A 26,593-nucleotide genomic window follows, 5' to 3' on the forward strand; every position below is an offset into this window, starting at 1 on the left:
TTCCTCTCTTGCCGGTTTAGGCGCTGATAGCCTGTGTCGATTCAGCGTCGATAGTATTGATGATGTTTGACAGTTGGGCGGCCTCGGGCAACACCTCGCTGTTTAGTAGGGTGTCGATATCCAAAAGGATGACCATCTTGTCCGCCAGATTGGCGAGTCCCTTGATGAAGGTGAGATCTGTCTCTTCGCCAAAGTCAGGAGCATCGCGAAGATCCTTGTGATGGACGCTGAAGACATCGGAGACGGCATCGACCACTATGCCGATCACCTTGTGTTCGTCGCCGACGCAGACCTTGATGACGATCACCACAGTGGTGGGGCCATAGTCTAGGCTGGCGATACCGAATCTCTGCCGCAGATCTATGATGGGCACTATGGTGCCGCGCAGGTTGATCACCCCTTTGACATGGCCCGGGGAGTTGGGAATGACGGTCGTGGGCTCCCAGCCTCGTATCTCCTGTACCGAGAGAATGTCGACGCCATACTCCTCATCGGCCATGATGAAAGTTAGATACTGGTCGCTGGCATCGTCTTTGGCGGTGAGTGTGATGCCTGCTTCATCTGCCTGTGTCATGGATGAATCTCCCTTTTCATTTGGTTCCCTAGGCGGCGTGCTCTTGGGTACTGTTGATGCCCGCGAGGCCGACTAATCCGGCAATATCTATGATCAAGGCAACCGTGCCGTCGCCGAGTATGGTGGCCCCCGAGATGCCGGGCACCTTGCTGTAGTTGTCTTCCAGGCTCTTAATCACCACTTGCTGCTGAGACAGAAGCTCGTCGACCAAGAGTCCGACCTTGTCGTTGTTGGCATCGACCACCATCACCAGGCCATCTTTAATCTGTTTGGCGTCGGCCTCATGATTGAAGGCCTCGTAGACCTTGAGCACTGGCAGATATTCGTCCCGTAGACGAACCACCTCATGCTCTTCACTCAGGCGATTGATGTGGGCCGTGGGCACCTCGAGTGACTCATGGATCGCGACTAGAGGCACGACATAGGTGTGTCTGCCTATGCGGACCAACTGGCCGTCGAGGATCGCCAGGGTGAGCGGCAGGCGTATGGTAAAGCGGCTGCCCTTATCCTGGGTGGATTTCAGCTCTATGGTGCCGTTGAGTTCGTGGATGTTTCTCAGCACCACATCCATGCCGACGCCTCGTCCCGAGAGGTCGGAGACTGTCTCTGCGGTAGAGAAGCCGGGTTTAAAGATAAGCTGGTGAATGGCCTCTTCGCTGAGCTCTTCATCGCTGCCTACCAGCCCCTTGGCCCGTGCCTTGTCGAGGATCTTTTGGGTATTCAGGCCGGCGCCGTCATCGATGATCTCTATGATGATGTTGCCGCCCTGATGGAAGGCATTCAGTGTGAGAGTGCCTGTCTCGGGCTTACCCTTCTGGCGGCGCACCTCTGGAGTCTCGAGGCCGTGGTCGAGGGAGTTTCTCACCAGGTGCACCATAGGGTCGACGATCTTCTCCATTACCGTCTTGTCCAGCTCGGTATCTTCCCCTTTGAGGATCAACTCCACCTTTTTACCCAGTTGCTGACCTATGTCCCGCACCAGACGGGGGAAGCGGTTAAAGGCAAAGCTGATGGGCAGCATGCGGATCTGCATGACACTCTCCTGCAGATCCCTGGTGTGGCTGGCCAGCTGCTCCAGTCCCTGCTTCATGGTGATGAAGGATTCTGGTGTCATCTCCTCCTGCTGACCAATCTGGCCGAGCATGGCCTGGGTGATCACCAGTTCGCCCACCATGTTGATCAATAGATCTATCTTCTCGATGCTGACACGAATCGAACCCGCATCTTGGTTCTTATTGCTCACCACGCTGGGTTTTACCGGGCTGGCAGCCTTGTTTGGTGTATCGGTTTGGCTAACCGGCTCTGATGGGGCTTCAGCCTCGGCTGGCGGCGTTGCGCTCTCTTGCGTATGCGCCTGATAATCGATTTCACATTCATCCTCGACCCACTCGAAGGCTTCCTTGAGACGGGACAGGGGCTGGTCAGTGGTGAGGGTGAGCGACCAGGTGAGATAGCAGGCCTCGGGGTCATACTGAGTGAAGTCGGGGATCTCCTGGGGGACAAGCTTGACTCTAAGCTTGCCACATAGGTTGAGCTCGTTGAACATCAACAGGGGATCGTTACCGTACCTGAGTATGTCCGTCCCCGCCTTGAAGGTGATCTGCCAGGTGATTAGCTCTGGCGTTTCGGGTTCGTTTGGTGTTTGCTCTGGCGAGTTAGCCTGGTTCAGCTCGGCGGCAAATTTCTGCTCAAGTTCGCTGAGCATGGGGTCGTCGAAGGTCTGTTGGTGCATCACGGCATCGAGCATGTTGCGCAGCAGATCGACCGACAGCAGCAAGATGTCCTGATGATGGCTGGTCATCTCGCGGCGACCGTCACGGATCTCGTCGAGTAATGTTTCCAGCAGGTGGGTGTAGTTAGCGACCTGAGTAAAGCCGAAGGTTGCGCTGCCGCCCTTGATGGAGTGGGCGGCGCGAAAGATGGTGTTGATCGCCTCTGGATCCGGCGCGGCGATATCTAATTTCAGCAGCTCTGATTCCATGCTTTCCAAGCCTTCGAGACTTTCTTCGAAGAAGACTTGGCTGAATTGACTCAGATCGATTTCCATATCTCACCATCCAATCAAATTAACGTAATACTTTGTTGACCGTGGCAAGCAACTGGTCGGGATTAAAGGGTTTGACTATCCAGCCGGTGGCACCGGCCGATCGTCCCTCCTGCTTCTTGTCGCTGCCCGACTCGGTGGTGAGCATCAGCAGAGGGGTAAACTTGTAGTTGGGTAGGGTGCGCAGGTTACGGATCAGGGTGATACCGTCCATCACTGGCATGTTGACGTCTGAGATCACTAAGTCATAGTCCTGGCTCTTGGCCTGGGTCAGCGCCTCGTCACCGTTGCAGGCCTCGGTAACCTCGAATCCAGCCGTCTTAAGGGTAAAGCCCACCATCTGGCGCATGGAGGCAGAATCATCCACTGCGAGTATTTTCTTCATTCTTGAATTGTCTCCTGAGCAAGCGCAAAGATCTGTGCCGCGTCGAGCCCCAACTCGGCCAAGGTATGCCCGACCTCTTCGGTGGGAGGTGTCCATTCGATGGCGTGGTGGTGCGTTTGGCAATAGTGATGCAAAAAGTAGAGCAGCTGGGCACCTGAGGTATCGACCCGGGTCAACTGGCTGGCGTCGATACTCAAGGTGTCAGACGCGGTGAGCTGTTCGGCAATATCATGGTGGACCTGCTGGATGTTACGAATCGTCAGCTCAGACGCCAAGCGAATCGGACTCTGGGTCATCGGGGGGCTCCTCTACAATCCCTGTCATTAAGACTCCACTAGGATCAAAAGATAGACGGTAAATAAGAAGCTTGCCTGAAAAATAACAGTTTTTTAACTAAGTCGGCTCCCGTGTGGGAGCCGACAGTGAAGGATTTTGTTACTCACCATAGTGGGTCGCCAGGGCGATCACATCGTGAATGAGGTGCTTGTTGCGGATTTGAGGTAGCTGACGAGAATCTAGGCTGGTGGGCTTAACCGTTGCCATTCGGGTGCCGTCGGGAGAGATGAGCACCATGGAGGCGCTATGATCCACCTGATAATTTTCGCCTTCGCCCACCATGGTATAGACGAAGCCAAGTTCCCGGGTCAGCGGGAGCAACTGGCTATGGGGGGCCGTGACGGCAACGAAGTTGGGATTAAAGAAGTTGATGTAATCTTTGAGCCTTGCCTGGGTATCCCGTGCAGGGTCGACCGACAGAAACACCACCTGCAGATCCACCACACCTTCCAGCTGTTGATAGGCCGCCGCCAGTTTGCCAAGCGTGGTGGGGCACACATCCGGGCAGGAGGTATAGCCCACAAAGAACAGGCTCCACTTGTGCTTAAGCTGGTCGTTGGTAAAGGCCTTGCCATTCTGATCGGTTAGCTCGAAGGGGGACAAGGGTCGCTGCTGGGGATAGCGATAGCTGGTGAGCAACTCGGGCGGCGTGGGCTTAGCTGTGTAGTTAACCGCCGCGATCGCCCCCAGGCCGCTGAAGATGAGTAAGGTAATGATGACCAGTATTGGCTTCATCGTTAGCTCCAGAGATAGTGGTCGACCAAGAGCAGCAAGAAGAGCAGCATCAGGTGGTAGATGGAGAAGCGAAACACCTGCATCGCCAGTCCCGGCTGGTCTCTATACTTGAGCTGCCAGGCCTTATAGATAAAGCCACAACTTAACAGGGTAGACCCCACCAGATAGAGGGGACCACACATGCCAACGAGCACAGGGTAGAGACAGGCCAGGGCCAGTAAAACCGTGTAGAGCAGGATGCAGGTCTTGGTAAATTCGACGCCGTGAGTCACTGGCAGCATGGGCACATCGACCTTGGCATACTCGGCGCGTCTGTGGATCGCCAGCGCCCAGAAATGGGGCGGCGTCCAGGCGAAGATGATGATCACTAACAGCAGGGCATGGCCGTGAAACTCGCCGGTTATCGCCGTCCAACCCAGCAGCGGTGGCATGGCTCCGGCCAGGCCGCCGACGACGATATTCTGCGGCGTGGCACGCTTGAGATAGGCGGTATAGATCACCGCGTAGCCTATGAGGCTGGCGAAGGTGAGCCAGGCGGTGAGCGGGTTGACGGCCCAGTAGAGCAGCATAAAGCCGAGAATCGCCATCCCGGTCGCAAAGGTCAACGCCTTGGTGATGGAGACGCGCCCCTTGGGGAGCGGACGATTATAGGTTCGGGCCATCAGGCCATCGATGCGGCGGTCGATCAGATGGTTATAGGCCGCAGCCGCCCCCGCCATCATGCCTATGCCAATTAGACCGGCGATTAAGGGTTGAACCGGTACGGCGCCAGGTACCGCCAGGCACATGCCGACCAATACGGTCAACAGCATCAGGGCTACTACCCTGGGCTTGGTCATCTCCAGATAGGCGCGCCAGGGGAGAGGGGTAACGGCATGCTCGATGATTGTCATAGGTTTGGCCATGGCGATGCCTCCTTATGCCTTACGCCACAGGGCGTAGTTGATGAAAACCAGGGTGAGTAATAAGAGTGCGGCGCCCGCGTTATGGGATACGGCAACTCCCAAGGGGAGGTGCAGCACAACATTGCTGATGCCAAGCGCTATCTGTAGGCACAATAAGCCTAGTAGCACCCAGGCACTGCGTCTCAGCAGCTGGGAATGAGACAGTTTGATCATGCGGTAGACCAGCCAAAGCAGGGCTGTCGCCGTAATGATGGCACCGAATCTGTGCGCCACATGGATAGTCATGCGGGAGGAGTAGTCGAGTATGCCAAACTCATAGCTGCCTTCCGTCTTATGTAGGGGGTAGAAGGCATGCAGTGGGTCGAGATTGCTTACCCAGTCCCCTTCGCAGATGGGCAGTGTGGTGCAGGCCAGCGCCGCATAGTTAGATGAGGTCCAGCCGCCCAGGATGATCTGCAGCACGAGTAAGCCGAGGCAGAAGAGGGCGTAGGGGGCGAGTTTTCTCAGCCTGGGCTCGCCGCCGGGTAGTCGCAGTGGCTTGGTTCTGAGGTAGAGCAGCCATAGCAGGGAGATCAGGGTGAAACCGCCTATCAGGTGCGACATCACCACCACGGGCATGAGTTTCATGGTGACCGTCCACATCCCCAGCGCCGCCTGGAACAGGATTAATAGGGCGATAAAGCTGGGAAGCTTCTTAGGGGCATCGGGCTGCCTGAAGCTGATGAAGAGGATGAAAGCGACCAGTAGGCCTAAGGTGCCGGCAATATACCTGTGGATCATCTCCAGCCAGGCTTTCTCTGGTTCTACCGTATGTTCGGGAAAGCTGTCCTGTGCCTTGGCCAGTTCGTGGCTCTGGGTGGGCACCTTGATCATGCCGTAGCAGCCCGGCCAGTCGGGACAGCCTAGGCCGGCGTCCGAGAGTCGGGTGTAGGCTCCCATCAAGATCACGCACAGGGTAAAGACTAAGGTGAGTTTCAGTACCGATGTCATCTGCATTAGCCGACCCTCGACAGTTTAAGCATCTTTCTTAAGTCGGCGATCAATGCCTTGCCGAGCATCAGCTGGGCCTGTTCATCTTCAACCTGGGGGTAGCGCATCACCAGCGAACCCAGCGGATCCACTATGATGATCTCCTCCCGGGTCAGCATCTGGCTGACCGCCTCGGTGGCCTGGGCCGTGGCGAAGTCGAACTCACTCTCCTGCAGCGCCATGAGATCGCTGTCAGCTTGCAATAATATAATGGGATTGACCCTGTGCTGGTCTCGCCCCAGGGCGATCTGGCTCTGATGCAGTATGTAGAGTCGGTTCATACAGGCCTGATCGCATTGTGCCGGAAGCAGGTAGATCATCTGCCAGTGTTTGGGCATGGGATTGGTCATGGCCAGGCGGGCATAGTTTGTGTCGGGCGGCAGAAGCTCCCCCTTATTGGTGGCGCCGCCATGATAGAGGTTCAGACTCAGCACTAGTTTTGCTACCGCCACGGGCAAGACAAAGACCAGCAGTAAGATAATTAGGGGTTTTGCGCCTTGGCTCTTTGGGGATCTCATCTTAATCCTCTGGTTGATTATTTTATGGGTTAGCGCGCGCCAGACACCGAAAAATATCAACTCCCCGAGACGGCTAGGAAGTGACCATTTACCTGGGTAGGCACCCTATTTATCAAGGTGCCTATTGATTAACCTACAGGGTCAGATGTCTTTACGCAACAAGTTACGACACTCATTTGTTTTCACTGGATTCCTTATTTTTCCTCTTAAATATCAGCAGGTAAGTCATGAGCATTAGAAAGACGGTCGCCATGGAGAACCACTGCAGGGCATAGCCCTGGTGTTTCTGTGCACTCATGGGGATCGGCAGCCAGGGATGTGGCAGTGCGCCGCCCGGTATCGCCTCGGGTTGCAGTATGGCGGGGGCCAACGGCATGCCTAGCTGCTGAGATAGCTCGGTCAGGTTAAGGTTTTGAATTCGCATGGGATCGCCCACTTCGGGCAGTAGGTGTTGGCTCAAGGGGTTACTAGCCCTCTGATAGACACGCCCGCTTAATGTCACCGTCTGAGCCATTCGTGTTATTTGGGGTAACTTTTGTCTGTCTAGGCCACTGTCGATGAAGCCGAGTTCGACCATTAGCAAAGGCGCATCGGCTTCGACACGCATCACCTGATAGGCCAGATAGCCGACGCGGCCCTCATAGACCTGGTTATCCAGCAGTATGGCGGGGGCGTCTACAGGCGTCGCCGTGACTTCTAATCGGTATCCGGTGAGGGGTTCGTGCTCGGCTAGGTTAAGTAGTTGCCGATAATCCAGCGGCGCGGCGGCCTGCTTGAGTTCGAGCGCCTGTTGCAGTGCCTGCTTCTCGGCGGCTCTGCCTTGTTGCCACAGCCCCAACTTGACCAAGACGGTGAATACCAGCAAAGTAACTAAAACGAGAAAAATCGTGCCGCCGCGAATTGTGGGAGCCTTCATGAGCGAAATATTGCTGTTTAAAGTCGTCTTAGTACTGCTGTTGGTCTTCATTATCTTTAATCTTGGCCGGGCCCTATTTGTCTTGGTGAAGGGAGAGAGCAAGGCGCCCATGAGTCAGTATCTGGGGCGGCGTGTGCTTTTCTCTGTGCTGGTGGTGCTCTTGCTGTTGATTGCCCTGGGACTTGGGGTGATCACCCCAAATCCCAGACCCTATTAATAGGTGGTCATAAGGCTCCTTAGAGGACATAGACGAATACGAACAGGCAGAGCCAGACCACATCCACAAAGTGCCAATACCAGCTACCCGCCTGGAAGGCGAAATGCTTATCAGGCGTGAAATGCCCCTTTAATACCCGTAAGAAGAGCACGAACAGAAAGATGGTTCCCAGGGTCACGTGCATGCCGTGAAATCCAGTGAGCAGGAAGAAGGTATTACCATAGATGCCGGAGGAGAGGGTCAGCCCCATCTCCTGATAGGCGTGGGCATACTCTTTCGCCTGGAGGAAGAGGAAGGCGAGACCTAAGAGTATGGTGATCCCCAGCCAGAGGGTGAGCGCGGTGCGTTTACTCTTCTCCAGGCTCACGTGGGCGAAGTGCAGGGTGACCGACGAGGTCAGCAGTATGATGGTGTTGTACAGAGGCAGACCCGTCCAGCCCATGGCCTCCGTCTTGGTGCCATCGGGTGTGGTCACCAGGGGCCAGACCGCCTGGAAATTGGGCCAGAGCACCTCGTGAGTCATAGCATTGTTTGAGGCGCCGCCGAGCCAAGGCACGGCAATGGTGCGGGCATAGAGCAGGGCACCGAAGAAGGCGGCGAAGAACATCACCTCGGAGAAGATAAACCAGCTCATTCCCTGGCGGAAGGAGCGATCCATCTGCTTAGAGTAGAGGCCGGACATGGACTCGCCTATCACTGTCCTAAACCAGCCGAAGACCATGTAGAGGATGACGGCGATCCCTGCGGTGAGGATATAACCCCCGCTGGTTTGTTCCGTCTGTAACTGCTGTACATAACTGCCGGCGCCATAGGCGATCAGGAAGAGACCGACGGCACCTATGATGGGCCAGGCGCTCTGGGCGGGGACATAGTAGTGTTCATGTTTGCTTGTCATTTCACAGCTCCTTGCTCAACATCACCTACGTACCCCTTGTCGGTGATGTTGTATAGCGTATAAGAGAGGGTCAGTGTCGAGATCTGCTCGGGCAGCTCGGTATCGACGTAGAAGATCAAGGGTAATTGCGCATCGGCATTGGCTTCGAGTCTTTGCTGGTTAAAGCAGAAGCACTCCGTCTTGTGGAAGTAGGCCGCGCCCTGTCCCGGTGAGACAGAGGGGATCGCCTGTCCGACAATCTGCTGTGCCGAGAGGTTCTTGGCGTGAAACTGAGTACGGATCACCTCACCCGGATGCACCTGAATACGTTTCATCTCGGGGGCGAAGACCCAGGGCATATCTTTCTGAGTCTGAGCCATAAATTCGACCGTTACCGTACGACTGGTGTCTATGGTCACCGCCTTATATTCGGCGGCGGTCGATTGCGTCTTACCATTGATGCCTAATTTTTCACATAGCACATCGTATAGGGGCACCAAGGCGAATCCGAATCCAAACATGCCCACGCAACCTAGTAGCAATAGGCCGATCAGCTTACGGTTGGAGTACGCCTTAGTGTCCGTCATGCTATTTCACCTCGGGTGGTGTCGAGAATGAATGGTAGGGGGCCGGGCTTGGCAGGGTCCACTCCAGACCCTCGGCGCCATCCCATGGCTTGCTGGGAGCCGCCTCGCCGCCGCGAATGCACTTGATCACCACCACTAGGAAGATCAGTTGCGACAGGCCGAAGGCGAAACCACCGATAGAGACAATTTGGTTCACATCGGCAAATTGAATCGAGTAGTCTGGAATACGTCTCGGCATGCCCGCCAGTCCCAGGAAGTGCATGGGGAAGAAGAGCACATTCACCGAGATGACGGAGCACCAGAAATGCAGCTTGCCCAGCTTCTCGCTATACATGTGTCCCGTCCACTTAGGCAGCCAATAATAAGCCGCCGCCATGATGGAGAAGATGGCGCCCGACACCAGCACATAGTGGAAGTGAGCCACGACGAAGTAGGTATCGTGGTACTGGAAATCCACCGGCGTGATGGCCAGCATCAACCCGGAGAAGCCGCCTATGGTGAAGAGGATGATGAAGGCCAGCGAGAACAGCATGGGGGTCTCGAAGGTAAGTGAGCCGCGCCAGATGGTGGCTACCCAGTTGAATACCTTCACCCCGGTCGGTACGGCGATCAGCATGGTGCAGTACATGAAGAAGAGCTCGGCGAACACCGGCATCCCTGTGGTAAACATGTGGTGGGCCCAGACCAGGAACGAGAGGATCGCGATGCTGGCGGTGGCGTATACCATGGAGGAGTAGCCAAACAGCTTCTTGCGGCTGAAGGCCGGTACTATGGCCGAGATGATGCCGAAGGATGGCAAGATCATGATGTAGACCTCGGGGTGGCCGAAGAACCAGAAGATATGCTGGAACATCACAGGATCACCACCGCCGGCGGCATCGAAGAAGCTGGTGCCGAAGAACTTGTCGGTCAGTACCATGGTGACCACACCGGCAAGCACTGGCATCACGGCGATCAGCAGGAAGGCGGTGATCAGCCAGGTCCAGACAAACAGTGGCAGCTTCATCCAGGTCATACCGGGGGCGCGCATGTTGACTATGGTGACGATCACATTGATGGCGCCCATGATGGAGCTGATCCCCATGATGTGTACCGAGAAGACAAACAAGGCCGTACTGTCCGGGCTATAGGCCGTCGACAGCGGGGCATAGAAGGTCCAGCCAAAATTAGGGCCACCGCCCTCCATAAACAGCGAGCTAATCAGGATCGCAAAGGCGAAGGGCAAGATCCAGAAGCTCCAGTTGTTCATGCGCGGCAGGGCCATGTCTGGCGCCCCTATCATCATAGGGATCAGCCAGTTAGCCAGGCCGGTAAAGGCTGGCATCACGGCGCCGAATACCATGATCAGACCATGTACCGTGGTCATCTGGTTGAAGAAGTTCGGCTCCACCAGTTGCAGACCCGGTTGGAAAAGCTCGGCACGGATCACCATGGCCATGGCGCCGCCGGTTAAGAACATGATGAAACTAAACCAGAGATAGAGGGTACCGATATCTTTATGGTTGGTGGTAAACAGCCAACGCTTTATTCCCGTGGGGTGCTCCTCATGGTGGGTCGAATGTTCGCCAATATGAGTGGCATCCATATCTGCTTCACGCGTTATTGCATTCATAATGCCTCCCTATTGACCTGCTTGATTGACGTCTGTTGCCTGAACCATATCGCCTGTGTTGTTACCCCAGGCGTTGCGCTCAAAGGTGATCACCGCAGCGAGTTCCTGAGGCGTTAACTGGCTGGCAAAGGCCTGCATGGCGGTACCCGGCTTGCCGTGAAGCACTATGTCGATGTGGTTATCAACGGGCCCTGTGGCGATGGCACTGCCCTTGAGTGCCGGGAAGGCGCCCGGCAGACCCATGCCTGTGGCCTGGTGGCAAGCGGCGCAGTGGCCGAGGTAAACCTGCTCGCCCTTAGCCATCAGCTCATCCATGCTGAGGTCGTCTAAAACCACTGCTTTAGCGTCATCATTAGAGGAGGCCGGCTCGGTTGACTCGGTCGTTGTGGCTGCTGGTGGAGGTGTCGGCTGGGCCGTCTCGGCATTTGTACCGGCATCTGTGCCGCTTGGTGCACCTGAGCTTGCCTGGTTAACGTCGGCTGCCTGAACAATATCGCCGCTATCGTTGCCCCAGGCATTACGCTCGTAGGTCACCACGGCGGCAATTTCTGTGGCGGTCAACTGCTGCGCGAAGGCCTGCATCGCCGTGCCAGATCGACCGTGTAGCACCACAGAGATGTGATCGGCGACAGGGCCTTTTATGATTGGACTGCCGATGAGCGAGGGGAATACACCCGGGAGGCCGGCGCCATTTGGCTGGTGGCAGGCTGCGCAGCGCGCCATATACACCTGTTCGCCCTGGGCCATCAGCTCTTCTTTCGACAGGGTTTTCGACAGTGCGGCCTGCGCCTCGGCGGCGGCCGCGCTGGCCTGTGCCTCCTGCTCGACAATCCAGTTGTCGAAATCGGCCTCGGAAAGCACCTGCACCACGATCGGCATGAAGCCGTGATCCTTGCCGCAAAGCTCGGCGCACTGGCCGCGGTAGATGCCTGGCTTGTCGATGCGGGTCCAGGCCTCGTTGATGAAGCCTGGGTTAGCATCCTTCTTCACCGCGAAGGCCGGCACCCACCAGGAGTGGATCACATCCTCCGAGGTCATCAGGAAGCGGATCTTACGATTGACCGGCAGCACCAGCGGTTTGTCGACCTCCAGCAGATAGTGTTCGCCTTTGTCCTCCTTGCCCTCTATCTGTTCTCTGGGAGTGGCGAGTAGGCTGTAGTAGCTTATGTCTTGATCGAAGTAGCTGTAGTGCCATTTCCATTGGGAACCTGTGATCTTAATGGTGAGATCGGCATTGCTGGGATCTTCCATGGCGATCAGTGTCTTAGTGGCTGGGATGGCCATGAGGATCAAGATGGCAAAAGGCACGAGCGTCCAGGCGATCTCTACCTTAGTGCTCTCATGAAAGTTTGCCGCGACGGCACCCTTAGAACGTCTATGGTTGATGATGGCGTAGATCATCACGCCAAAGACGACCAGGCCTATGGCGCAACAGATATAGAGAATCGTCATATGCAGGCTAAACACCTTATTACTGATCTCTGTGACCCCTGATGTCATGTTCAGGGGCATATCTGCTGCGAGTATGGTGGGCGTAAATAGCAACGCCAGCAAACAACACAACACTTGCTTCACTAGACTTCTCCTCTGTCAATTGCGAAGGCAACTACAAAGAAGAGCCACACAGTATGTCTCGGCTCTATGCAAACTCTTCAGTTCCCAAAAAAGCAACGATGACTTCAAAGTGCGTCGGTGGTGAAACTCTTGTTCTGTTGGTGGTGACCACGCTTGCACTTACGGCTGAATATATCAGACCAATTTCAGCTTCCGTGGGCGAGGTGTTACAAGATTATTTTCGCCGCTCAAGCCGACAACCAAATTGTGCGATATAACAAATAATCGTTGATATCTATTACTAACTTAATGGCTGTTTAAATATTGATCAAGATCACTTTTATTTTATTTTGCTAAACAAAACAGACACAAAAACGCCCCTTGCGGGGCGTTTGTATGGAAAGGTAGTGCGAGGATGATTAGTGTAGCGAGCTAAACAGATTCGAGGGCTGACCGCTGAGATCCTCTTGGGAAAACGGGCTGGCAGGTAAGTGACCGTTCGCATCTTCGATCACTACCCCTAATGCGCGGGTATTCTTGGCGACTATCTGTAGGCGACGACTGTCACGGGCATCCAGGGTTTGTGCCCAGCAGATCACCGCACTGGATGTACCACTTGTGAGGGCTTTTTCCATCGCCCACAGGGTTTCGACCTCATCCTTGGTGTGCACAAGTAATATACGGTCCATGCGAACACCGCCGTCGGCCAGCATCTGTTTGTAGCCTATGTTTGGCGGGCTGATCAGCACCACCCATTGCCCCTGCTGACTGAGTCTGGCTAGCTCAGGGGTGAGGGCCTGGAGCTCCTGCTTGCCCTGAGTCGAACTTGCCGTGGTAGAGATAGTGTTGCCATCGCCGCGCTTAAGCGAGCTGTCGAGATCGACCCAAAGTCCTGGATGACGTGGCGCCATGCCCATTAGGTTGTTCATTGCCAGTCTCCATTTCGAATCACGCCAACGGCCAGGCCTTCGATACTCAGGCTCTGAGTGGTGAGATCGACGACGATAGGGGAATATTCTTCGTTTTCTGCATGAAGGAACACGGTGCTGCCGCGCTTCTCGAAGCGTTTAACCGTGACATCGTCTTCCACGCGGGCAACGATGATCTGACCGTTTCTGGCCTGTTCGACCTTATGTACTGCCAGCAGATCGCCTTCGAGAATGCCGATATCTTTCATACTGTCACCCTTGACCCTCAGCAGGAAGTCTGCGCTGGGGCGGAACATGCTTGGATCAACCTGATAGTGCTGCTCCACATGCTCCTGGGCCAGAATGGGCTCACCGGCGGCAACCTGGCCGATTAGAGGCAGACCGAGATCTTCAGGCTCTTCCTCTTGGGTCAGCTTAATACCGCGTGAGGTGCCGGGCATGATTTCGATGCAACCTTTCTTGGCCAGCGCCTTGAGGTGTTCCTCGGCAGCATTGGCACTCTTAAAGCCTAAGCGACGCGCAATTTCCGCACGGGTAGGCGGCATGCCAGTGTCGGCAATATTGCGTTTAATCAGATCTAAAATCTCGGCTTGTCTCGGGGTTAAGGGTCTCATGATTAATCCTGTCTTTCCATACAGTACCTGTCAGTATATACAGTATTTTATACAGTGCAAGTATTAACCAGATTTTCTGTCAGTCACATCAAGCGATTAGCGCGTAAAGCGCAGGCGGCTAGTCTCGTTGAGCCTGTTCTAGGGAGACGAGTAGATGATGGTAATCGTCGATGGCAGGGAAGTCGGCAAACTGCTTGTGCGGCTTTTGGCTGTCGGGATTCTTGATCCCTAGCTGATAGCCTACGCCGGCTTTTTGGGCCGCCAGTAGAATGGGCTCACTGTCGTCGATAAACAGGCAGCGGCTGGGATCCAGGGAAAACTCATTAAACAGGTGACGCCAGAACTTGGGATGCTCCTTGGGATAGCCTGTCGTGTGGCTGGAGAGCATCTCGTCTAACCCGCTAGCCAGTTCGGTATGTTTGAGCTTCAACGCCAGACTGTGGGGATGGGCGTTGGTGACTAAGATGCGCCGCTTGCCGTATTTGGCGAGCGTGCCGAGAAAGGGCATGCTGTCCTGACGCAGCTGGATCCTGTCGACCAGGGTGTGATGCAGCGCCAGAATGTCCAGACCCAACTCCTGTTGCCAATATTCGAGGCAATACCACTCCAGGGTGCCGAAGACCTTGGCATAGGCACTCTCTACCAGTTGCTGGGCCTCGGCCGGTGGGATCTGCCGCTGCTGACACAAGGCCTGAGGCACCAGGCTGAGCCAGAAGTGGTTGTCGAAATGCAGATCCAGCAGGGTACCGTCCATGTCTAACAATACGGTATCTATCTTATTCCAGGGAAACATAAAGGTAGTAAAAAAATTCCTTGGTTTGAGTTGTGGATTAGGCCCATCATAGTAAGATTGAGTGGTTAAGCAAACGCCATTTTTCAGGAAGTTCAATGTCGGACAAAAAGCCGCAGATCCTACATGCCGAAGTTGTTGCCCAGAGCCGTCTGTTCCAGATAGAGCAGGTGCATTTAAAATTTTCGAATCAGGTTGAGCGCCAATATGAGCGCATGAAGGGTAATACCCGCGGCGCCGTGATGGTGGTGCCTGTGCATGGCGAGGAACTCCTGCTGGGACGCGAATATGCGGCAGGCACCCATAGTTACGAGCTGGGCTTCCCCAAAGGCCTGGTGGATCCCGGCGAGACCCATGCCCAGGCGGCCAACCGTGAGCTGCAGGAGGAGATCGGCTTTGGTGCCCGTAAGTTGACCCATCTGATGGAGTTAAGCCTGGCGCCTGGCTACTTTGCCAGCAAGATGCAGATCTTCGTCGCCGAAGATCTGTATGAGAGTCGATTGCAGGGTGACGAGCCCGAACCCATAGAGGTGGTACGCTGGCCATTGAGCCAGTGGTCTGAGTTGTTATTAGAAGATGACTTTTCCGAATCTCGAAGCGTTAGCGCCTTGTTTTTGGCACAGAAACATCTAAAACTAAAGTAGTTAATCCGAATTATCATATTAGGCATTGCCAGATGTAGGCTGTTGGAGTTGTGATGAAGCCAGAAGAGTATGTTGAGCAGGCGATTTCGATTGCCATCGAGGCGGGAGAAGCCATTAAAGGGATCTACCTCGAGGGCAGTTTTGACAAAGAGGTGAAATCCGACAATACCCCGGTGACCTCTGCCGATATCGCGGCCCATAAGATCATCGCTTCCCAGCTTAACAGTCTCACCCCTGAGATCCCGGTTTTATCCGAAGAAGATGCCGATATCCCCTACGTCGAGCGCGCCGACTGGCAGCGCTACTGGTTAGTCGATCCCCTAGATGGCACGGGCGAGTTTATTGCCGGTAGCGGTGACTTCTCGGTGATCATCGCCCTGGTCGAGCACAATCGCCCTATCATGGGCGTAGTCTATGTGCCTATGACGGGCGTGGTCTATTACGCCATTGCGGGGCTGGGCGCCTATAAGCGCAGCAGCAAGGGCGAGGTGCGTATCGCCAGCAAACAGCTCACCACAGATGATGAACCTTGTTTGCGCCTGGCGGTGAGCCGTCGTCAGGATCCCCAATCTGTATTGAAGCTTTTCAATCACCCTAAACACTGCGAGCTAGTGGTGTTGGGTGGTGCGGCGCTTAAGAGCTGTCTGGTGGCAGAAGGTCGCGCCGACTGTTATGTGCGTATCGGTCCCACGGGTGAGTGGGACACGGGCGCGGCGCAGATCATCATCGAAGAAGCGGGCGGCCAGGTGATGGATCTCGAGCTACAGCCACTGAGTTATAACGAGCGCGAATCACTAGAGAATCCCAACTTTATCGTCGTGGGATCGACCCACCTGCCATGGGACGAGCTGTTAACCCGTGAATAATCTCCCTCATATTTCTATCAAGGCGGCTGGTAAGCACCAGCTGCAGGCGCTCTATCGTCTGGAGCAGGGACTATTTGGTGCTCATGCCTATCCAGACTTCTTCTTTCGTCAGAGTTTCGACTGCTGGCCAAGCGGCCTGCGAGTCGCTTGTGACGAAAACGAGTGTCTACTGGGCTACATACTGCTGGCCAGGAGCGAACGGGTAGATAGTGCCTGGATCCTCTCGGTCGCAGTCGATAGTGCCGCTCAGGGGCGAGGCATAGGCAGGCGTTTGATTGTAGAGTCCTTGAGCGCGCTACCCGCTAGCGTGACACAGGTGAAGCTCACGGTAGCGCCGGATAATCCTGCTAGGCACCTCTATGCCAGGTTAGGCTTTGTCGAGCAAGGGCTGGAGGCCGACTACTTCGGTCCAGACGAAGACAGAGTTCTCATGACACTCAGCCGATAAATTTCCCTCTTTATTCTGGTCGCCGAAAAACAATCTTATTATGAACATTGTTTTTTATTTTGCTTGCTGGTAACTTGAACGCAAATTGACAGAGGGATGGAGCCGAGATGGCAAGACGTAAGGAACATACTCATGATGAGATTCGGGCGATGGCAACCGCCGCCGTGCTGCAGCATTTGGCGGTCGAGTCACTCGATAGCCTGAGCCTGCGCAAGGTGGCTCAAGTTGTCGGCTATGTGCCCAGCACCCTGGTGAATCTCTTCGGGAGCTATCAGGGTCTGCTACTAGCCGTCGCCGAGTTGACGCTGGATCAGCTTTACCAGTGCCTGGTTTCTAATGCACAAGTCTCTCAAGCCTATGACTCGAATCCACTCGAGGCGATGGCCAACGCCTACCAGCAATTTGCCTTCGAGCAGCCTAGAGCCTTTCAGCTGATCTTCGAGCTTAAGGCAACCGATGAGCAGGGGCTGAGCGAGCATCATGCCCGGCTTATTGCGCAGCTGTTTGCCTTGATAGAGTCTTGCCTGGGCGAGCTGTTGCCCGAGCTATCCGGTGAGCAACGATTACTGGCGAGCCGAGCCCTGTGGGGGGGCGTGCATGGCTTGGTGTGTCTGGCGCTGGACGATAAGCTCTTTGCTCCCGGGATAAGTATCGAGGAGGCCATTCGCCACCATATCGCGGTTCAACTTAAAGGATTGGGTTATCACAAGGAGGCGTTATGCTGTTAACCAAGCGGTTTTTTCCCTATTTTGCCACTCAGTGCCTGGGGGCACTCAACGACAATATCTACAAGAATGTGCTGCTTCTGATGGTGACCTATAGCCAGATAGAGGAACTGCCCATCAGCGTAAACCTGTTCGTTAACCTCGCCGCCGGCGTGTTTATCCTGCCTTTCTTCTTGTTTTCCGCCCACGCGGGAGTGGTGGCCGACAACATGGATAAGGCCAAATTGATCAGACGCTTAAAGCAGCTGGAGCTGGTGATCATGTCCTGCGCGGCCATGGCGATTCTGAGCCAGAGTTATATGGTGATGTTAGTGTTGCTCTTCTTAACCGGCAGCCAGTCGGCCTATTTCGGGCCGGTAAAATATTCGCTCCTGCCTCAGGCCTTAGCGGAAGATGAGCTGGTGACGGGTAATGCCTGGGTAGAGATGGGCACCTTCTTGTCGATCCTGATAGGCACACTCAGCGCCGGGCTTCTGGTGGCCAGCGACAAGGGCATTATCGCTACCGCGGCGACCGTGTTTGTGCTGGCCGTTGCCGGTTACCTGGCCAGCCGGGCGATTCCAGCCATGCCGCCTCAAGGCGCGATCACTAAGATTCGTTTCGCGCCCTTGTCGGGCACCTGGCGCAGCATAGCTAAAGTCAGAAAGACCCCGAGTATCTGGATGGCCATCTTGGCGATCAGCTGGTTCTGGTTTCTCGGGGCGACCTATCTGACTCAGTTCCCCAACTTTGCCAAGCTGCACCTGCATGCGGATGCGACAGTGGTGTCGCTCTTGTTGGCCCTATTCTCTATCGGTATCGCGGTGGGCTCCTTCCTGTGTGAGCGTTTCTCTTTTGGACACGTGGAATTGGGTCTCTTGCCCTTCGGTGTGGCCGGGCTGACCCTGTTTGGCGTGGATCTGCTGTGGTCACTCCCCGAGTTGCCGGCCCAGGCCGAGACCGTCTATAGCTTTAGTAGCTTCATCGCCGAGTCGCAGCATTACCGGGTGATGTTTGCCCTGTTTATGGTGGGGGTGAGCGGTGGTCTGTTTATCGTGCCTCTGTATGCCTTCATTCAGTCGCGCGCCGATAGGGGTGAGTGTGCTCAGGCAATCGCCGCAAACAACATAATGAATGCCCTGTTCATGGTGGTCTCGGCTGCGCTGTCTATTCTGCTGTTGGAGGGCCTAGGTTGGAGCATTACAGATCTCTTCTTATTGTTGGCGCTGCTCAATGCCGTGGTTGCCCTGTATGTCTATAGTCAGGTGCCTGAGTTTACCCAGAGATTTGTCAGCTATCTGCTGAGCCATATTTTGTATCGCGTTACTGTGACCGGCCGCGACAAGCTGCCTAGCGAAGGTGCCGGCATCATAGTGTGCAACCATGTGAGCTATGTGGATGCCTTGATCATCATGGGCGCCTCGACCCGTCCGATCCGTTTCGTGATGGATAAATCTATCAGCGAGATGCCGCTGCTCAAGTATCTGTTTCGCCACGCGGGAGTGATCCCCATCTGTTCCCCGCGCCAGTGTGAGGCAACCTATAATCAGGCGTTCGAGGCTATTCATCAGGCGCTGGCCAATGGAGACTTGGTGTGTATCTTTCCCGAGGGACGCCTGACCCCTAACGGTGAGCTGGGCGAATTCCGCCCCGGCATCGACAAGATCCTCGCCCGCGATCCTGTCCCAGTGATCCCCATGGCGCTCAGTGGCCTCTGGGGCTCCTACTTCAGTCATAAGGATGGGCATGCCCTGAGCACCAGACCCAAACGCTTCTGGTCTAAGATATCGGTTGATCTCGATGATGTGGTGTCGGGTACCGAGGCTAACCGCCATCTGCTGCGCGAGCGGGTCGAGGCCATGTTACCCGCATCCTAGCGGCTTGCCGTTTTTGCAAGGGTTAAACATAAAGCCAGGCATCATACCTGGCTTTATGTTTTCGGTGGTTTCACTTTATAAGGTTTTAGTGTGCTAGCGAACGGCGTATTCATCCAGCCATTGATGCATAGCCTTATGGTCGCCCTGGAAGATCACCCGCTCGGCTTTCTTGGCTATCTGATACTGATACATGGGATCGTAATATTTGCTGAGTAGCAATTCGATCCACTCAAGGTGCGCCTGGGTATCGCCACGCTGTAGCTGCACCGCTAATGCGTCTCTTATCAGCTGTTGCAGCTCGTCGTGTTGCTTACCGCCGAGGCGTTTCTTGATGCCTGAGATGCTGTTTGCCAGATACTCACTAAATGCGTCGAATCCGGCCTCTTCGCCCAGACGCTCTACATAGCCTTGATGCATCTTATGGACATATTCGTCCAGCAGACGTGTCAGCCTGGCCTCCAGCGGTTCTTCAAGGATGACGACGCTGGCGGTCTGCATCCCCATGTAGAAAGCCTTGGGTAGCGCAGAGCGTCCGATGAGATAGCTCTCATCTTCTAGCAGCAGATCCCGCGCGGCGCTCTGTTGGTGTTTCAACAGGGCGACCCCTAAGCCATTTTCGAAGTTGATCTGCGTCGGCTGCGCCTCATGGTAGCGACCGAAACTCGAGCCCCTATGATGGGCGAGCCCTTCGAGATCGACTGCCTCTTGCCGCTGCAACAGAAAATCTGTCTTACCGCTGCCGGTTATGCCGCTGAGGATCAACATAGGTTTCACCTCCGGCGCCCTGTCTATGGTGTCGATAAGGAACTGACGCATCGCCTTATAGCCGCCTTGAATGTAGGGCACGGCTCTACCGGCCTCGGCTAACCATTGCTGAGTCAGCTGAGAGCGCAGTCCGCCACGAAAGCAATAGAGATAGGCTTCGGGATGAGCGTCGAGATAGGCGAGCCAGGCATCGACACGCTGCTGTTTGACCTCGCCGCATACCAGGGAATGACCGAGGGCGATGGCGGCGTCCTGGCCTCGTTCCTTATAACAGGTTCCCACTTGTTGTCGCTCATCGTCACGCATCAGGGGACGGTTGCTACTGACGGGAAAGGCGCCCTTGGTAAATTCTATGGGGGCGCGAACATCCATGATGGGATGGTCAGATGCCAGGATGCGAGCATATTCACTCGCGGGGATAATCTTGTCGTTTAGGTGGCCCATTAGATCAGTTCCACCAGTGGCTGCGACTCGGTTTGAGGCACTAGCTCACCAATACATTGTGTGGGCAGCCCCTCTTTTTCTAGCAGAGCAAGCAGCTCGGCCTCATGACTGTTTGATACGGCAATCAGCAAGCCGCCGCTGGTTTGCGGGTCGCACAATAGAGCTTTCTGCTCGTCGTTCACCTGGGGCAGATGCTCGCCGTAGCTGTCGTAGTTGCGATGGGTGCCACCTGGAATGCAGCCAAGCTTGAGGTAGTCCATTGCCTTAGGCTGCAAGGGTAGGGCGCTCAGATCGACTTTGGCCGCCAGCGTTGCGCCTTGGCACATCTCGATGAGGTGGCCTGCCAAGCCAAAGCCTGTCACATCTGTCATGGCGTTAACGCCTGGGATCTTGGCAATGGTGGCGCCTATCTTGTTCAGCTGACACATGGCGTCAGGGGCAATATTGATATCTTGCTCGGCAAGCTTCTTCTGCTTCTGCGCCGTTGTGAGTATGCCGATACCTAGCGGCTTGGTCAGATAGAGTCTGTCACCCGCCTTGGCCGTGTCGTTTTGTTTGAGTTCGTTTAGGGGGATCTGGCCTGTCACCGCGAGACCGAAGATAGGCTCGGGCGCATCGATGCTGTGGCCGCCAGCCAACATGATACCGGCATCTTTACAGGCCTGGCGTCCGCCATCGACCACCTGCTGGGCAATTTCCGCTGGCAAGACATTGACCGGCCAGCCCAGAATGGCGATGGCCATCATGGGCGTGCCACCCATGGCGTAGATATCGCTGATGGCATTAGTCGCCGCGATGCGGCCGAAGGTAAAGGGATCATCCACTATCGGCATGAAGAAGTCTGTGGTGCTGATGATGCCAGTCTCATCGTTGAGGCGATAAACGGCGGCATCGTCACGAGTCTGATTACCTACCAGAATGTTTGGATCGTCAAAGCTGGGTAGCTGAGAGGCCAGTATGGTGCCTAGTACCTTAGGTGAAATCTTGCAACCACAGCCAGCACCGTGGCTGTATTCGGTGAGTTTAATCTTTTCTACTGACATAACCGCAAACTATCTCTGGATAAAATGGAGAGCCGCTCATGATAGACCCATAGGTGCGGCACTTCAATCGCCTAACTTAGATATGAATGGCGGGAGGCCGCTATCATTCCTGTTTATTTCAGAGTGAAAAAAGGCCACCCCGTGGGATGGCCTCTTCGAGAATGGGTTAGGCAAAGCCTGTGGTGAGTGACTTCCACTGTTTTTGGCGCGTTAGCAGTTCTTGTTTCAGGTGCTCTACCTGCTGCATCAGCTGATGTGTGGTTAGCTGTTTGCGCTTGGCCTCGAGCAGTTCCTTATGCGCCTGGTAGTACTCGGCAATATGCGTCTTGAGCAGCTCATATTCCGCCTGAATTTTTTCCAGGATCTCTTCGTGGTTGGCAAGCTGTGTGGCCTTGTGTTGCGCCTTTTTCAACTGCATCTGTAGCTTGGCACTCTCGATGCGCTCCTGGGGGGTGACCCTGAGGTTGTTGGCCAGTCCGGTCCAGGCCATGGTGTTGATCAACCATTTGGTAGGATCGTAATGCCACCATTGGATGCCGTTGCGATAATCGTTTTCGAAGATGTGGTGGAAGTTGTGATAACCCTCGCCATAGGTAAACAGCGCCAACACGCCGTTGTCTCGTGCCGTGTTCTTATCTGTGTATGGCTGGCTGCCCCAAATATGCGCGAGCGAGTTGATGAAGAAGGTGCAGTGATGCACGACAACCAGGCGTAGCAGACCCGCCATGAGCAACATGGCCCACACATCGCCGTTGAGCCAGCCCAATAGTGCCGGTAGGCCAATATTCATGATGAGGAGTAGCGGCAGGTAATATTTGTGCTGCCACATCACAATTTTCTCATTTTGCAGATCACGGACGTTCTTATAATCGTGATAACGCTGCGCCTGATACTCCCTAAGCATCCAGCCGATATGGCTGTACCAGAAACCCATGTTAGCCGAATAGGGGTCCTTGTCGTTGTCATCCACATGCTTGTGGTGGATACGGTGATCCGACGACCAATGCAGGGCGCTATTTTGCAGTGCTAAGGCACCGCCCAAGGCAAAAAGAAAACGTACCGACCAGTGCGCCTTATAGGTGCGATGGGACCAGAGCCTGTGGTATCCCGCGGTTATCGACAAACCGCTGGCGAAGGCGAGCCCGACAAAGGCAACCCATTCTGCCATGCCATAGCCATAGGTGATGCCGTACCAAGGTACGAGAATGACAGCACCTAAGAAGGTGATGGCAAATAGGAGAATATTGGTCCAGATGAGGGGAGGTTTTTTCATTATAGTGTCCAGATTCTTTTTTACTTGAGCGTACAGCTGTACGCCAATTCTACCGACTTAATAGGGCAGGTCAAGGCGGGCTGCGTTTTTGCCTTAAAGAAGGTATGATTGCCAGATTGAGTTTTATCTAGTGGATTCATCATGATGGGTATCAGAGCACAGCAGAAAGAAAAAACGCGTCGCGCCTTGGTCGATGCGGCATTTAATCAATTAAGTGCCGAACGCAGCTTTTCTAGCCTGAGTCTGCGGGAAGTGGCACGCGAGGCCAACATAGCGCCAACCTCCTTCTATCGTCATTTTAAAGATATGAATGAGCTGGGGCTCACCATGGTGGATGAGGGGGGGCTGACCCTGAGACAGATGATGCGCAAGGGGCGCCAGCGTGCCGAGGCCGGTGGTAGCGTGATTCGAATTTCAGTCGATACCTTTATGGAGGTACTGGAGTCTAATCCCAACGTTTTTCGTATCCTGCTGCATGAACGCTCGGGCACCTCGGCACCGTTTCGTGCGGCGGTGGCCAGAGAGATAGAACATTTCATCTCAGAGTTAGCTCACTACACAGAGGCGACTACTAAGCGAACCCCCGAGTTGGCCAGGGCTCAGGCGGAGGCCTTAGTGACCTTAGTGTTTAACGCCGGGGCGGCAGCGCTGGACATGAAGCGGGTCGATCGTAAGATCTTGGCCGATCGCCTGGTGATTCAGCTGCGCATGGTGGCTAAAGGCGCCGAATGCCTGCAGCAGAAGATGGAACATCGCTAGAGTTATCTGTATGAAAAAAGGGGCCTGTTGGCCCCTTTTTTGATGCTTGTTTTGGATCAGCGTCGTTCTAGCAACACGCCTGATTCCATATGATCTGTGTAGGGGAACTGATCGAATAGCGCGAAGCGGGTGATCTTGTGGGTCTTGTCCAGCACCTTGAGGTTGTCCAGCAGGGTGTTGGGGTTACAAGAGATATAGAGGATCCGCTCATAGCCCTGCACCATAGACAGGGTATTGTCATCTAGGCCGGCTCGCGGCGGGTCGACAAATATGGTGTTGCAATCATAGCTGTCCAGATCCACGCCCTCTAAACGTCTGAAGCTGCGCTTCTTGGCCAGCGCATCGGTAAAGTCTTCCGCCGACATGCGGATTATCTGTAGGTTGTCAATCTGGTTCGCCTCGATATTGTACTGAGCCGAGTCGACTGATGGCTTGGCCAGCTCGGTAGCCAATACCCGGTTGAAGTTCTGCGCCAGGGCAATAGAGAAGTTACCGTTGCCGCAGTAGAGCTCCAATAGGTCACCACTGCTATTACGTGTGATATCTATGGCCCACTCCAACATCTTGATCGCTACCTCACCATTGGGCTGGGTAAAGCTGTTCTCAACTTGCTTATAGATAAGCTCCTTGCCATTGACCGGCAGGGATTCGATGACGAAGTCGCGATCCATCACCACCTTCTGCTTACGGGCGCGGCCTATGATGTTCACCTTGAACTTAGCCGATAATGCTTGCTTAAGCGCCTCGGCTTCCTGCTGCCATTGGGCATCGAGCTGCTTGTGGTAAAGCAGTGACACTAAGATCTCACCGCTGAGGGTTGAGAGAAAGTCCACCTGGAACAGCTTGTGACGCAGGACCTGATTGGGGCGCAAGGCCGCCATCAGCTCGGGCATCATGTCGTTGATCAGTTGGCTCGCCGGTAAGAATTGGTCGCAACGAACCTTCTGGTTCAGCGCCTTATCAAACATGTAATAGTAGAGATCTTCACCCTCATGCCAGACACGGAACTCGGCGCGCATGCGGTAATGGGCCTTCTGTGAGGCAAACACTTCCAGCTTGGGTGTCTCGAAGTCGGCAAATAGCTGCGCTAGTTTCTGACGTTTCACATCGAGCTGCGCGTCGTATTGCTGAGGATCCATTGCTTCTAGATTCATTTCTTAACACCGTTGCTGTCTATGGGGGCGCAAATAGTATACTACTTGTCGTTGATGTCTAGGGGTTGGCTAACATTGTAGCGGACTTTCCCGGGCGATTAACCCGCCTGAAAAGCCAATTGTGAGCCCAATGGCTTTAGCTTTAATCGGGAATGTGAAAAAATCCCTGCTTCTATGTACCAGCCTTTTAGTGATAGGAGAGCCAATTTGTCAGCAAATATACTCGTGTTCGATTCTGGGGTAGGAGGTCTGTCGATATTGGCGGCAGTGCGAGAACAGCTTCCCAGTGCGAATTACTGTTATCTGTTTGACAATGCCAGGCTGCCCTATGGCGAACTCGATGAACAGGAACTGGTACAGGGTTGTGTCACCTTAATTAGTCAAGCGGTTGCCCAATGCCAGGCCGATATCGTGGTGGTGGCCTGTAATAGCGCCAGTACGCTTATCCTGCCTGCACTAAGAAGCTGCCTGACCATTCCCGTGGTAGGGGTGGTGCCGGCCATCAAACCCGCGGCGGCCCTATCGCACAAGAAACATCTGGGTTTGCTGGCGACTCCAGGGACAGTCAATCGCCAATATACCCAAGATCTGATCGATCAGTTTGCCAGTAATTGTCGTGTAGACAGATTTGGCTCCTCTGAGTTGGTCTATCTGGCAGAGGATAAGATGGCTCAGAAGCCGGTCGATCGCGAGGCGCTGCATCGTATCCTGGAGCCGATAAAGGCGTCTGGACTGGATACCTTAGTCTTGGGATGTACTCACTTTCCGATTTTGAGAGAAGAGCTGCAGCGTGAGTTGGGAGAGTCTGTGCATCTATTAGATTCATCCAATGCCATCGCGGCTAGGGTGGTGAGTTTGCTCGATGCTGATAATAGCGGAGAGAGAGGTAAGAGCCAGGCGCTGTTCACGACGAACACGATTTCCGAGGGGTTAAGTAAGACCTTAGCTGCCTGGGGATTCAGTTCGGCTACCGCCTTTAACGATAGCCTGATGAAAACCGGCAGCTAAGCTCTGGTGCCGCTAAAGATAAAGCTAATGTCAGATAAGCTGGATTAAATTAGCTGGCCTGTGCTGCTTCGTTTTTATCTGTGTCTTGAGACTTGGCTTCACGAACCTTGAGCGTACGCTCCTGGAATTCGAATTCGTTCAGCTTGGCCATCGCCTTCTTAGCGCCCGCTTCAGACATCTCAATAAAGCCAAAACCTTTACGACGTCCCGTCTTGCGATCGCGAACCAATCTCACCGAGCTAACAGGGCCATATTTGCCAAATAGCTCTTTCACTTCACCTTCATGTACACGGTAAGGCAGATTGCCTACATAGAGTGTCATAGTGGGGCCAGTGTAAGTATCACCACTGGTAGCGTTAGCGGCAGATGGCTGAAGTGTGAAAATAACACTCGCAATAATAGCACCAGTAAAAAATGCGATCGCTGAATAAAGCTCTGGTGTGAACTGAGATATTGCCAATGCGCCTAGGATGGCGACAATCAAAACAATAAGAAATGGCTTTTGCATATAATAGGTTCTCTGAGGAATTGATAATTAACTGTTAACAGCTCGTATATGGTAATGAATTATTAGCAATTACACTAGCATATTGATGAAAAAACGAACTTTAGCGGCCTTTGATATTGAATGATCCCGATTGGTTCTGTGTGATTTCCCCTCATTTTGTTTCTTAATTCAGCGAAGCGATTAAAAGATCGACTTGCGATCGCCGATCGTTGAAAAAGCCCTTGCGCCCAAGTCAGAACTGCCTATAATGCGCATCCACTGACACGGCAAAGCAGATAACGCGGCGTCGAAACACTTGGTAGCTAAGGCGATAGGGTGGTCAGTCACTGAAAAGTGAAGCCTCAAAAAGTTTGCAAAAACTGCTTGACGCGAACAAGGGATTGCGTAGAATACGCAGCCCTAGCCACTCGGAACTACCGAGATGTGCAAATGCTCTTTAACAATTTATCAAGTAATCTGTGTGGACACTCACAGGTATTGA

The 26,593-nt window shown here is 54.3% G+C and carries 29 protein-coding genes; 8 read left to right on the plus strand and 21 right to left on the minus strand.

Going from position 1 to position 26,593, the window contains the following annotated elements; genetic code table 11:
* Nucleotides 1-16: 16 nt before the first annotated feature.
* From L1D43_RS18560 to L1D43_RS18600, 9 genes are all read right to left on the minus strand, one after another.
* Nucleotides 17-574: a chemotaxis protein CheW gene (locus L1D43_RS18560; RefSeq protein ID WP_239853930.1), complete on the minus strand. Its 558-nt coding sequence runs from the start codon at nt 572-574 to the stop codon at nt 17-19.
* Between the two features lie 28 nt (nt 575-602).
* Nucleotides 603-2,621: a chemotaxis protein CheA gene (locus L1D43_RS18565; protein ID WP_239853931.1), complete on the minus strand. Its 2,019-nt coding sequence runs from the start codon at nt 2,619-2,621 to the stop codon at nt 603-605.
* Between the two features lie 19 nt (nt 2,622-2,640).
* A complete protein-coding gene (locus L1D43_RS18570) occupies nt 2,641-3,003 on the minus strand; it encodes a response regulator (protein ID WP_041509694.1) in 363 nt (120 codons plus the stop codon).
* On the minus strand, nt 3,000-3,299 hold the full coding sequence (locus L1D43_RS18575; protein ID WP_041509695.1) for an STAS domain-containing protein: 300 nt from the start codon (nt 3,297-3,299) through the stop codon (nt 3,000-3,002). The genes L1D43_RS18570 and L1D43_RS18575 overlap by 4 nt, the downstream gene beginning before the upstream one ends.
* 139 nt (nt 3,300-3,438) lie before the next feature.
* Nucleotides 3,439-4,074 (minus strand): SCO family protein, encoded by a 636-nt coding sequence (locus tag L1D43_RS18580; protein ID WP_239853932.1) that lies wholly within the window; start codon nt 4,072-4,074, stop codon nt 3,439-3,441.
* A gap of 2 nt (nt 4,075-4,076) precedes the next feature.
* Nucleotides 4,077-4,979 (minus strand): heme o synthase, encoded by a 903-nt coding sequence (gene cyoE / locus L1D43_RS18585; RefSeq protein ID WP_239853933.1) that lies wholly within the window; start codon nt 4,977-4,979, stop codon nt 4,077-4,079.
* Between the two features lie 12 nt (nt 4,980-4,991).
* Nucleotides 4,992-5,975, minus strand: a complete 984-nt coding sequence (locus L1D43_RS18590) for a COX15/CtaA family protein (RefSeq protein ID WP_041509698.1) — start codon at nt 5,973-5,975, stop codon at nt 4,992-4,994.
* Nucleotides 5,975-6,526 carry a hypothetical protein gene (locus L1D43_RS18595; RefSeq protein ID WP_239853935.1) on the minus strand — a complete coding sequence of 184 codons (552 nt, stop codon included), beginning with the start codon at nt 6,524-6,526 and terminating at the stop codon, nt 5,975-5,977. The genes L1D43_RS18590 and L1D43_RS18595 overlap by 1 nt, the downstream gene beginning before the upstream one ends.
* A 172-nt stretch (nt 6,527-6,698) precedes the next feature.
* On the minus strand, nt 6,699-7,442 hold the full coding sequence (locus L1D43_RS18600; protein WP_239853937.1) for an SURF1 family protein: 744 nt from the start codon (nt 7,440-7,442) through the stop codon (nt 6,699-6,701).
* On the opposite strand from L1D43_RS18600, the gene L1D43_RS18605 reads away from it, so the two are divergent.
* A complete protein-coding gene (locus L1D43_RS18605; RefSeq protein ID WP_041509701.1) occupies nt 7,441-7,659 on the plus strand; it encodes a DUF2909 family protein in 219 nt (72 codons plus the stop codon). The two genes, L1D43_RS18600 and L1D43_RS18605, sit on opposite strands and share 2 nt — an antisense overlap.
* Before the next feature lie 19 nt (nt 7,660-7,678).
* On the opposite strand, the gene L1D43_RS18610 is transcribed toward L1D43_RS18605, so the two are convergent.
* The 7 genes from L1D43_RS18610 to yrfG all read right to left on the minus strand — a co-directional run bounded on the left by L1D43_RS18610 (nt 7,679) and on the right by yrfG (nt 14,622).
* Nucleotides 7,679-8,554 carry a cytochrome c oxidase subunit 3 gene (locus tag L1D43_RS18610; RefSeq protein ID WP_239853939.1) on the minus strand — a complete coding sequence of 292 codons (876 nt, stop codon included), beginning with the start codon at nt 8,552-8,554 and terminating at the stop codon, nt 7,679-7,681.
* Nucleotides 8,551-9,120, minus strand: coding sequence for a cytochrome c oxidase assembly protein (locus L1D43_RS18615; protein WP_239853940.1), 570 nt, complete (start codon nt 9,118-9,120; stop codon nt 8,551-8,553). Before L1D43_RS18615 ends, L1D43_RS18610 begins: the two co-directional genes overlap by 4 nt.
* 1 nt (nt 9,121) lies before the next feature.
* Complete coding sequence (gene ctaD / locus L1D43_RS18620; RefSeq protein WP_041509704.1) at nt 9,122-10,705, minus strand: cytochrome c oxidase subunit I; 1,584 nt, start codon at nt 10,703-10,705, stop codon at nt 9,122-9,124.
* Between the two features lie 36 nt (nt 10,706-10,741).
* The gene (coxB, locus tag L1D43_RS18625) at nt 10,742-12,307 is read right to left on the minus strand and encodes a cytochrome c oxidase subunit II (RefSeq protein WP_239853941.1); all 1,566 of its coding nucleotides are present in this window, start codon (nt 12,305-12,307) and stop codon (nt 10,742-10,744) included.
* Between the two features lie 398 nt (nt 12,308-12,705).
* A complete protein-coding gene (locus tag L1D43_RS18630; RefSeq protein WP_239853943.1) occupies nt 12,706-13,215 on the minus strand; it encodes a SulA-like leucine-rich domain-containing protein in 510 nt (169 codons plus the stop codon).
* On the minus strand, nt 13,212-13,829 hold the full coding sequence (lexA, locus tag L1D43_RS18635) for a transcriptional repressor LexA (protein WP_041509707.1): 618 nt from the start codon (nt 13,827-13,829) through the stop codon (nt 13,212-13,214). Before lexA ends, L1D43_RS18630 begins: the two co-directional genes overlap by 4 nt.
* Nucleotides 13,830-13,947: 118 nt before the next feature.
* Nucleotides 13,948-14,622: a GMP/IMP nucleotidase gene (gene yrfG, locus L1D43_RS18640; protein ID WP_239853945.1), complete on the minus strand. Its 675-nt coding sequence runs from the start codon at nt 14,620-14,622 to the stop codon at nt 13,948-13,950.
* A 95-nt stretch (nt 14,623-14,717) separates the two neighbouring features.
* On the opposite strand from yrfG, the gene nudE reads away from it, so the two are divergent.
* From nudE to L1D43_RS18665, 5 genes are all read left to right on the plus strand, one after another.
* Nucleotides 14,718-15,263 (plus strand): ADP compounds hydrolase NudE, encoded by a 546-nt coding sequence (gene nudE / locus L1D43_RS18645; RefSeq protein WP_239853947.1) that lies wholly within the window; start codon nt 14,718-14,720, stop codon nt 15,261-15,263.
* Between the two features lie 53 nt (nt 15,264-15,316).
* The gene (cysQ, locus tag L1D43_RS18650) at nt 15,317-16,129 is read left to right on the plus strand and encodes a 3'(2'),5'-bisphosphate nucleotidase CysQ (RefSeq protein ID WP_041509710.1); all 813 of its coding nucleotides are present in this window, start codon (nt 15,317-15,319) and stop codon (nt 16,127-16,129) included.
* On the plus strand, nt 16,122-16,577 hold the full coding sequence (locus L1D43_RS18655) for an N-acetyltransferase (RefSeq protein WP_160795784.1): 456 nt from the start codon (nt 16,122-16,124) through the stop codon (nt 16,575-16,577). The genes cysQ and L1D43_RS18655 overlap by 8 nt, the downstream gene beginning before the upstream one ends.
* 107 nt (nt 16,578-16,684) lie before the next feature.
* Complete coding sequence (locus tag L1D43_RS18660; protein ID WP_160795786.1) at nt 16,685-17,305, plus strand: TetR-like C-terminal domain-containing protein; 621 nt, start codon at nt 16,685-16,687, stop codon at nt 17,303-17,305.
* On the plus strand, nt 17,296-19,158 hold the full coding sequence (locus L1D43_RS18665; RefSeq protein ID WP_239853948.1) for an MFS transporter: 1,863 nt from the start codon (nt 17,296-17,298) through the stop codon (nt 19,156-19,158). The genes L1D43_RS18660 and L1D43_RS18665 overlap by 10 nt, the downstream gene beginning before the upstream one ends.
* A 93-nt stretch (nt 19,159-19,251) precedes the next feature.
* Here the strand turns inward: L1D43_RS18665 and mnmH are convergent, their stop codons facing one another.
* The 3 genes from mnmH to L1D43_RS18680 all read right to left on the minus strand — a co-directional run bounded on the left by mnmH (nt 19,252) and on the right by L1D43_RS18680 (nt 22,683).
* A complete protein-coding gene (mnmH, locus tag L1D43_RS18670; RefSeq protein ID WP_239853949.1) occupies nt 19,252-20,367 on the minus strand; it encodes a tRNA 2-selenouridine(34) synthase MnmH in 1,116 nt (371 codons plus the stop codon).
* Entirely contained in the window at nt 20,367-21,410 is a 1,044-nt protein-coding gene (gene selD, locus L1D43_RS18675; RefSeq protein WP_239853950.1) for a selenide, water dikinase SelD, read from the minus strand. The genes mnmH and selD overlap by 1 nt, the downstream gene beginning before the upstream one ends.
* Before the next feature lie 166 nt (nt 21,411-21,576).
* Entirely contained in the window at nt 21,577-22,683 is a 1,107-nt protein-coding gene (locus L1D43_RS18680; protein ID WP_239853951.1) for a fatty acid desaturase, read from the minus strand.
* A gap of 144 nt (nt 22,684-22,827) precedes the next feature.
* On the opposite strand from L1D43_RS18680, the gene fabR reads away from it, so the two are divergent.
* The gene (fabR, locus tag L1D43_RS18685) at nt 22,828-23,442 is read left to right on the plus strand and encodes an HTH-type transcriptional repressor FabR (RefSeq protein ID WP_041509741.1); all 615 of its coding nucleotides are present in this window, start codon (nt 22,828-22,830) and stop codon (nt 23,440-23,442) included.
* A gap of 56 nt (nt 23,443-23,498) precedes the next feature.
* Here fabR and trmA read toward each other — a convergent pair whose 3' ends face one another.
* Nucleotides 23,499-24,596 (minus strand): tRNA (uridine(54)-C5)-methyltransferase TrmA, encoded by a 1,098-nt coding sequence (gene trmA / locus L1D43_RS18690; protein ID WP_239853952.1) that lies wholly within the window; start codon nt 24,594-24,596, stop codon nt 23,499-23,501.
* A gap of 207 nt (nt 24,597-24,803) precedes the next feature.
* Here trmA and murI point away from each other — a divergent pair, with 207 nt between their 5' ends.
* A complete protein-coding gene (murI, locus tag L1D43_RS18695) occupies nt 24,804-25,604 on the plus strand; it encodes a glutamate racemase (protein WP_239853953.1) in 801 nt (266 codons plus the stop codon).
* Between the two features lie 49 nt (nt 25,605-25,653).
* On the opposite strand, the gene L1D43_RS18700 is transcribed toward murI, so the two are convergent.
* Complete coding sequence (locus L1D43_RS18700; protein ID WP_239853954.1) at nt 25,654-26,112, minus strand: RNA-binding protein; 459 nt, start codon at nt 26,110-26,112, stop codon at nt 25,654-25,656.
* Nucleotides 26,113-26,593: the final 481 nt, after the last annotated feature.

It is taken from the genome of Shewanella sp. Isolate8, assembly GCF_022398495.1.
Classification (GTDB): Bacteria; Pseudomonadota; Gammaproteobacteria; order Enterobacterales; family Shewanellaceae; genus Shewanella; species Shewanella aquimarina.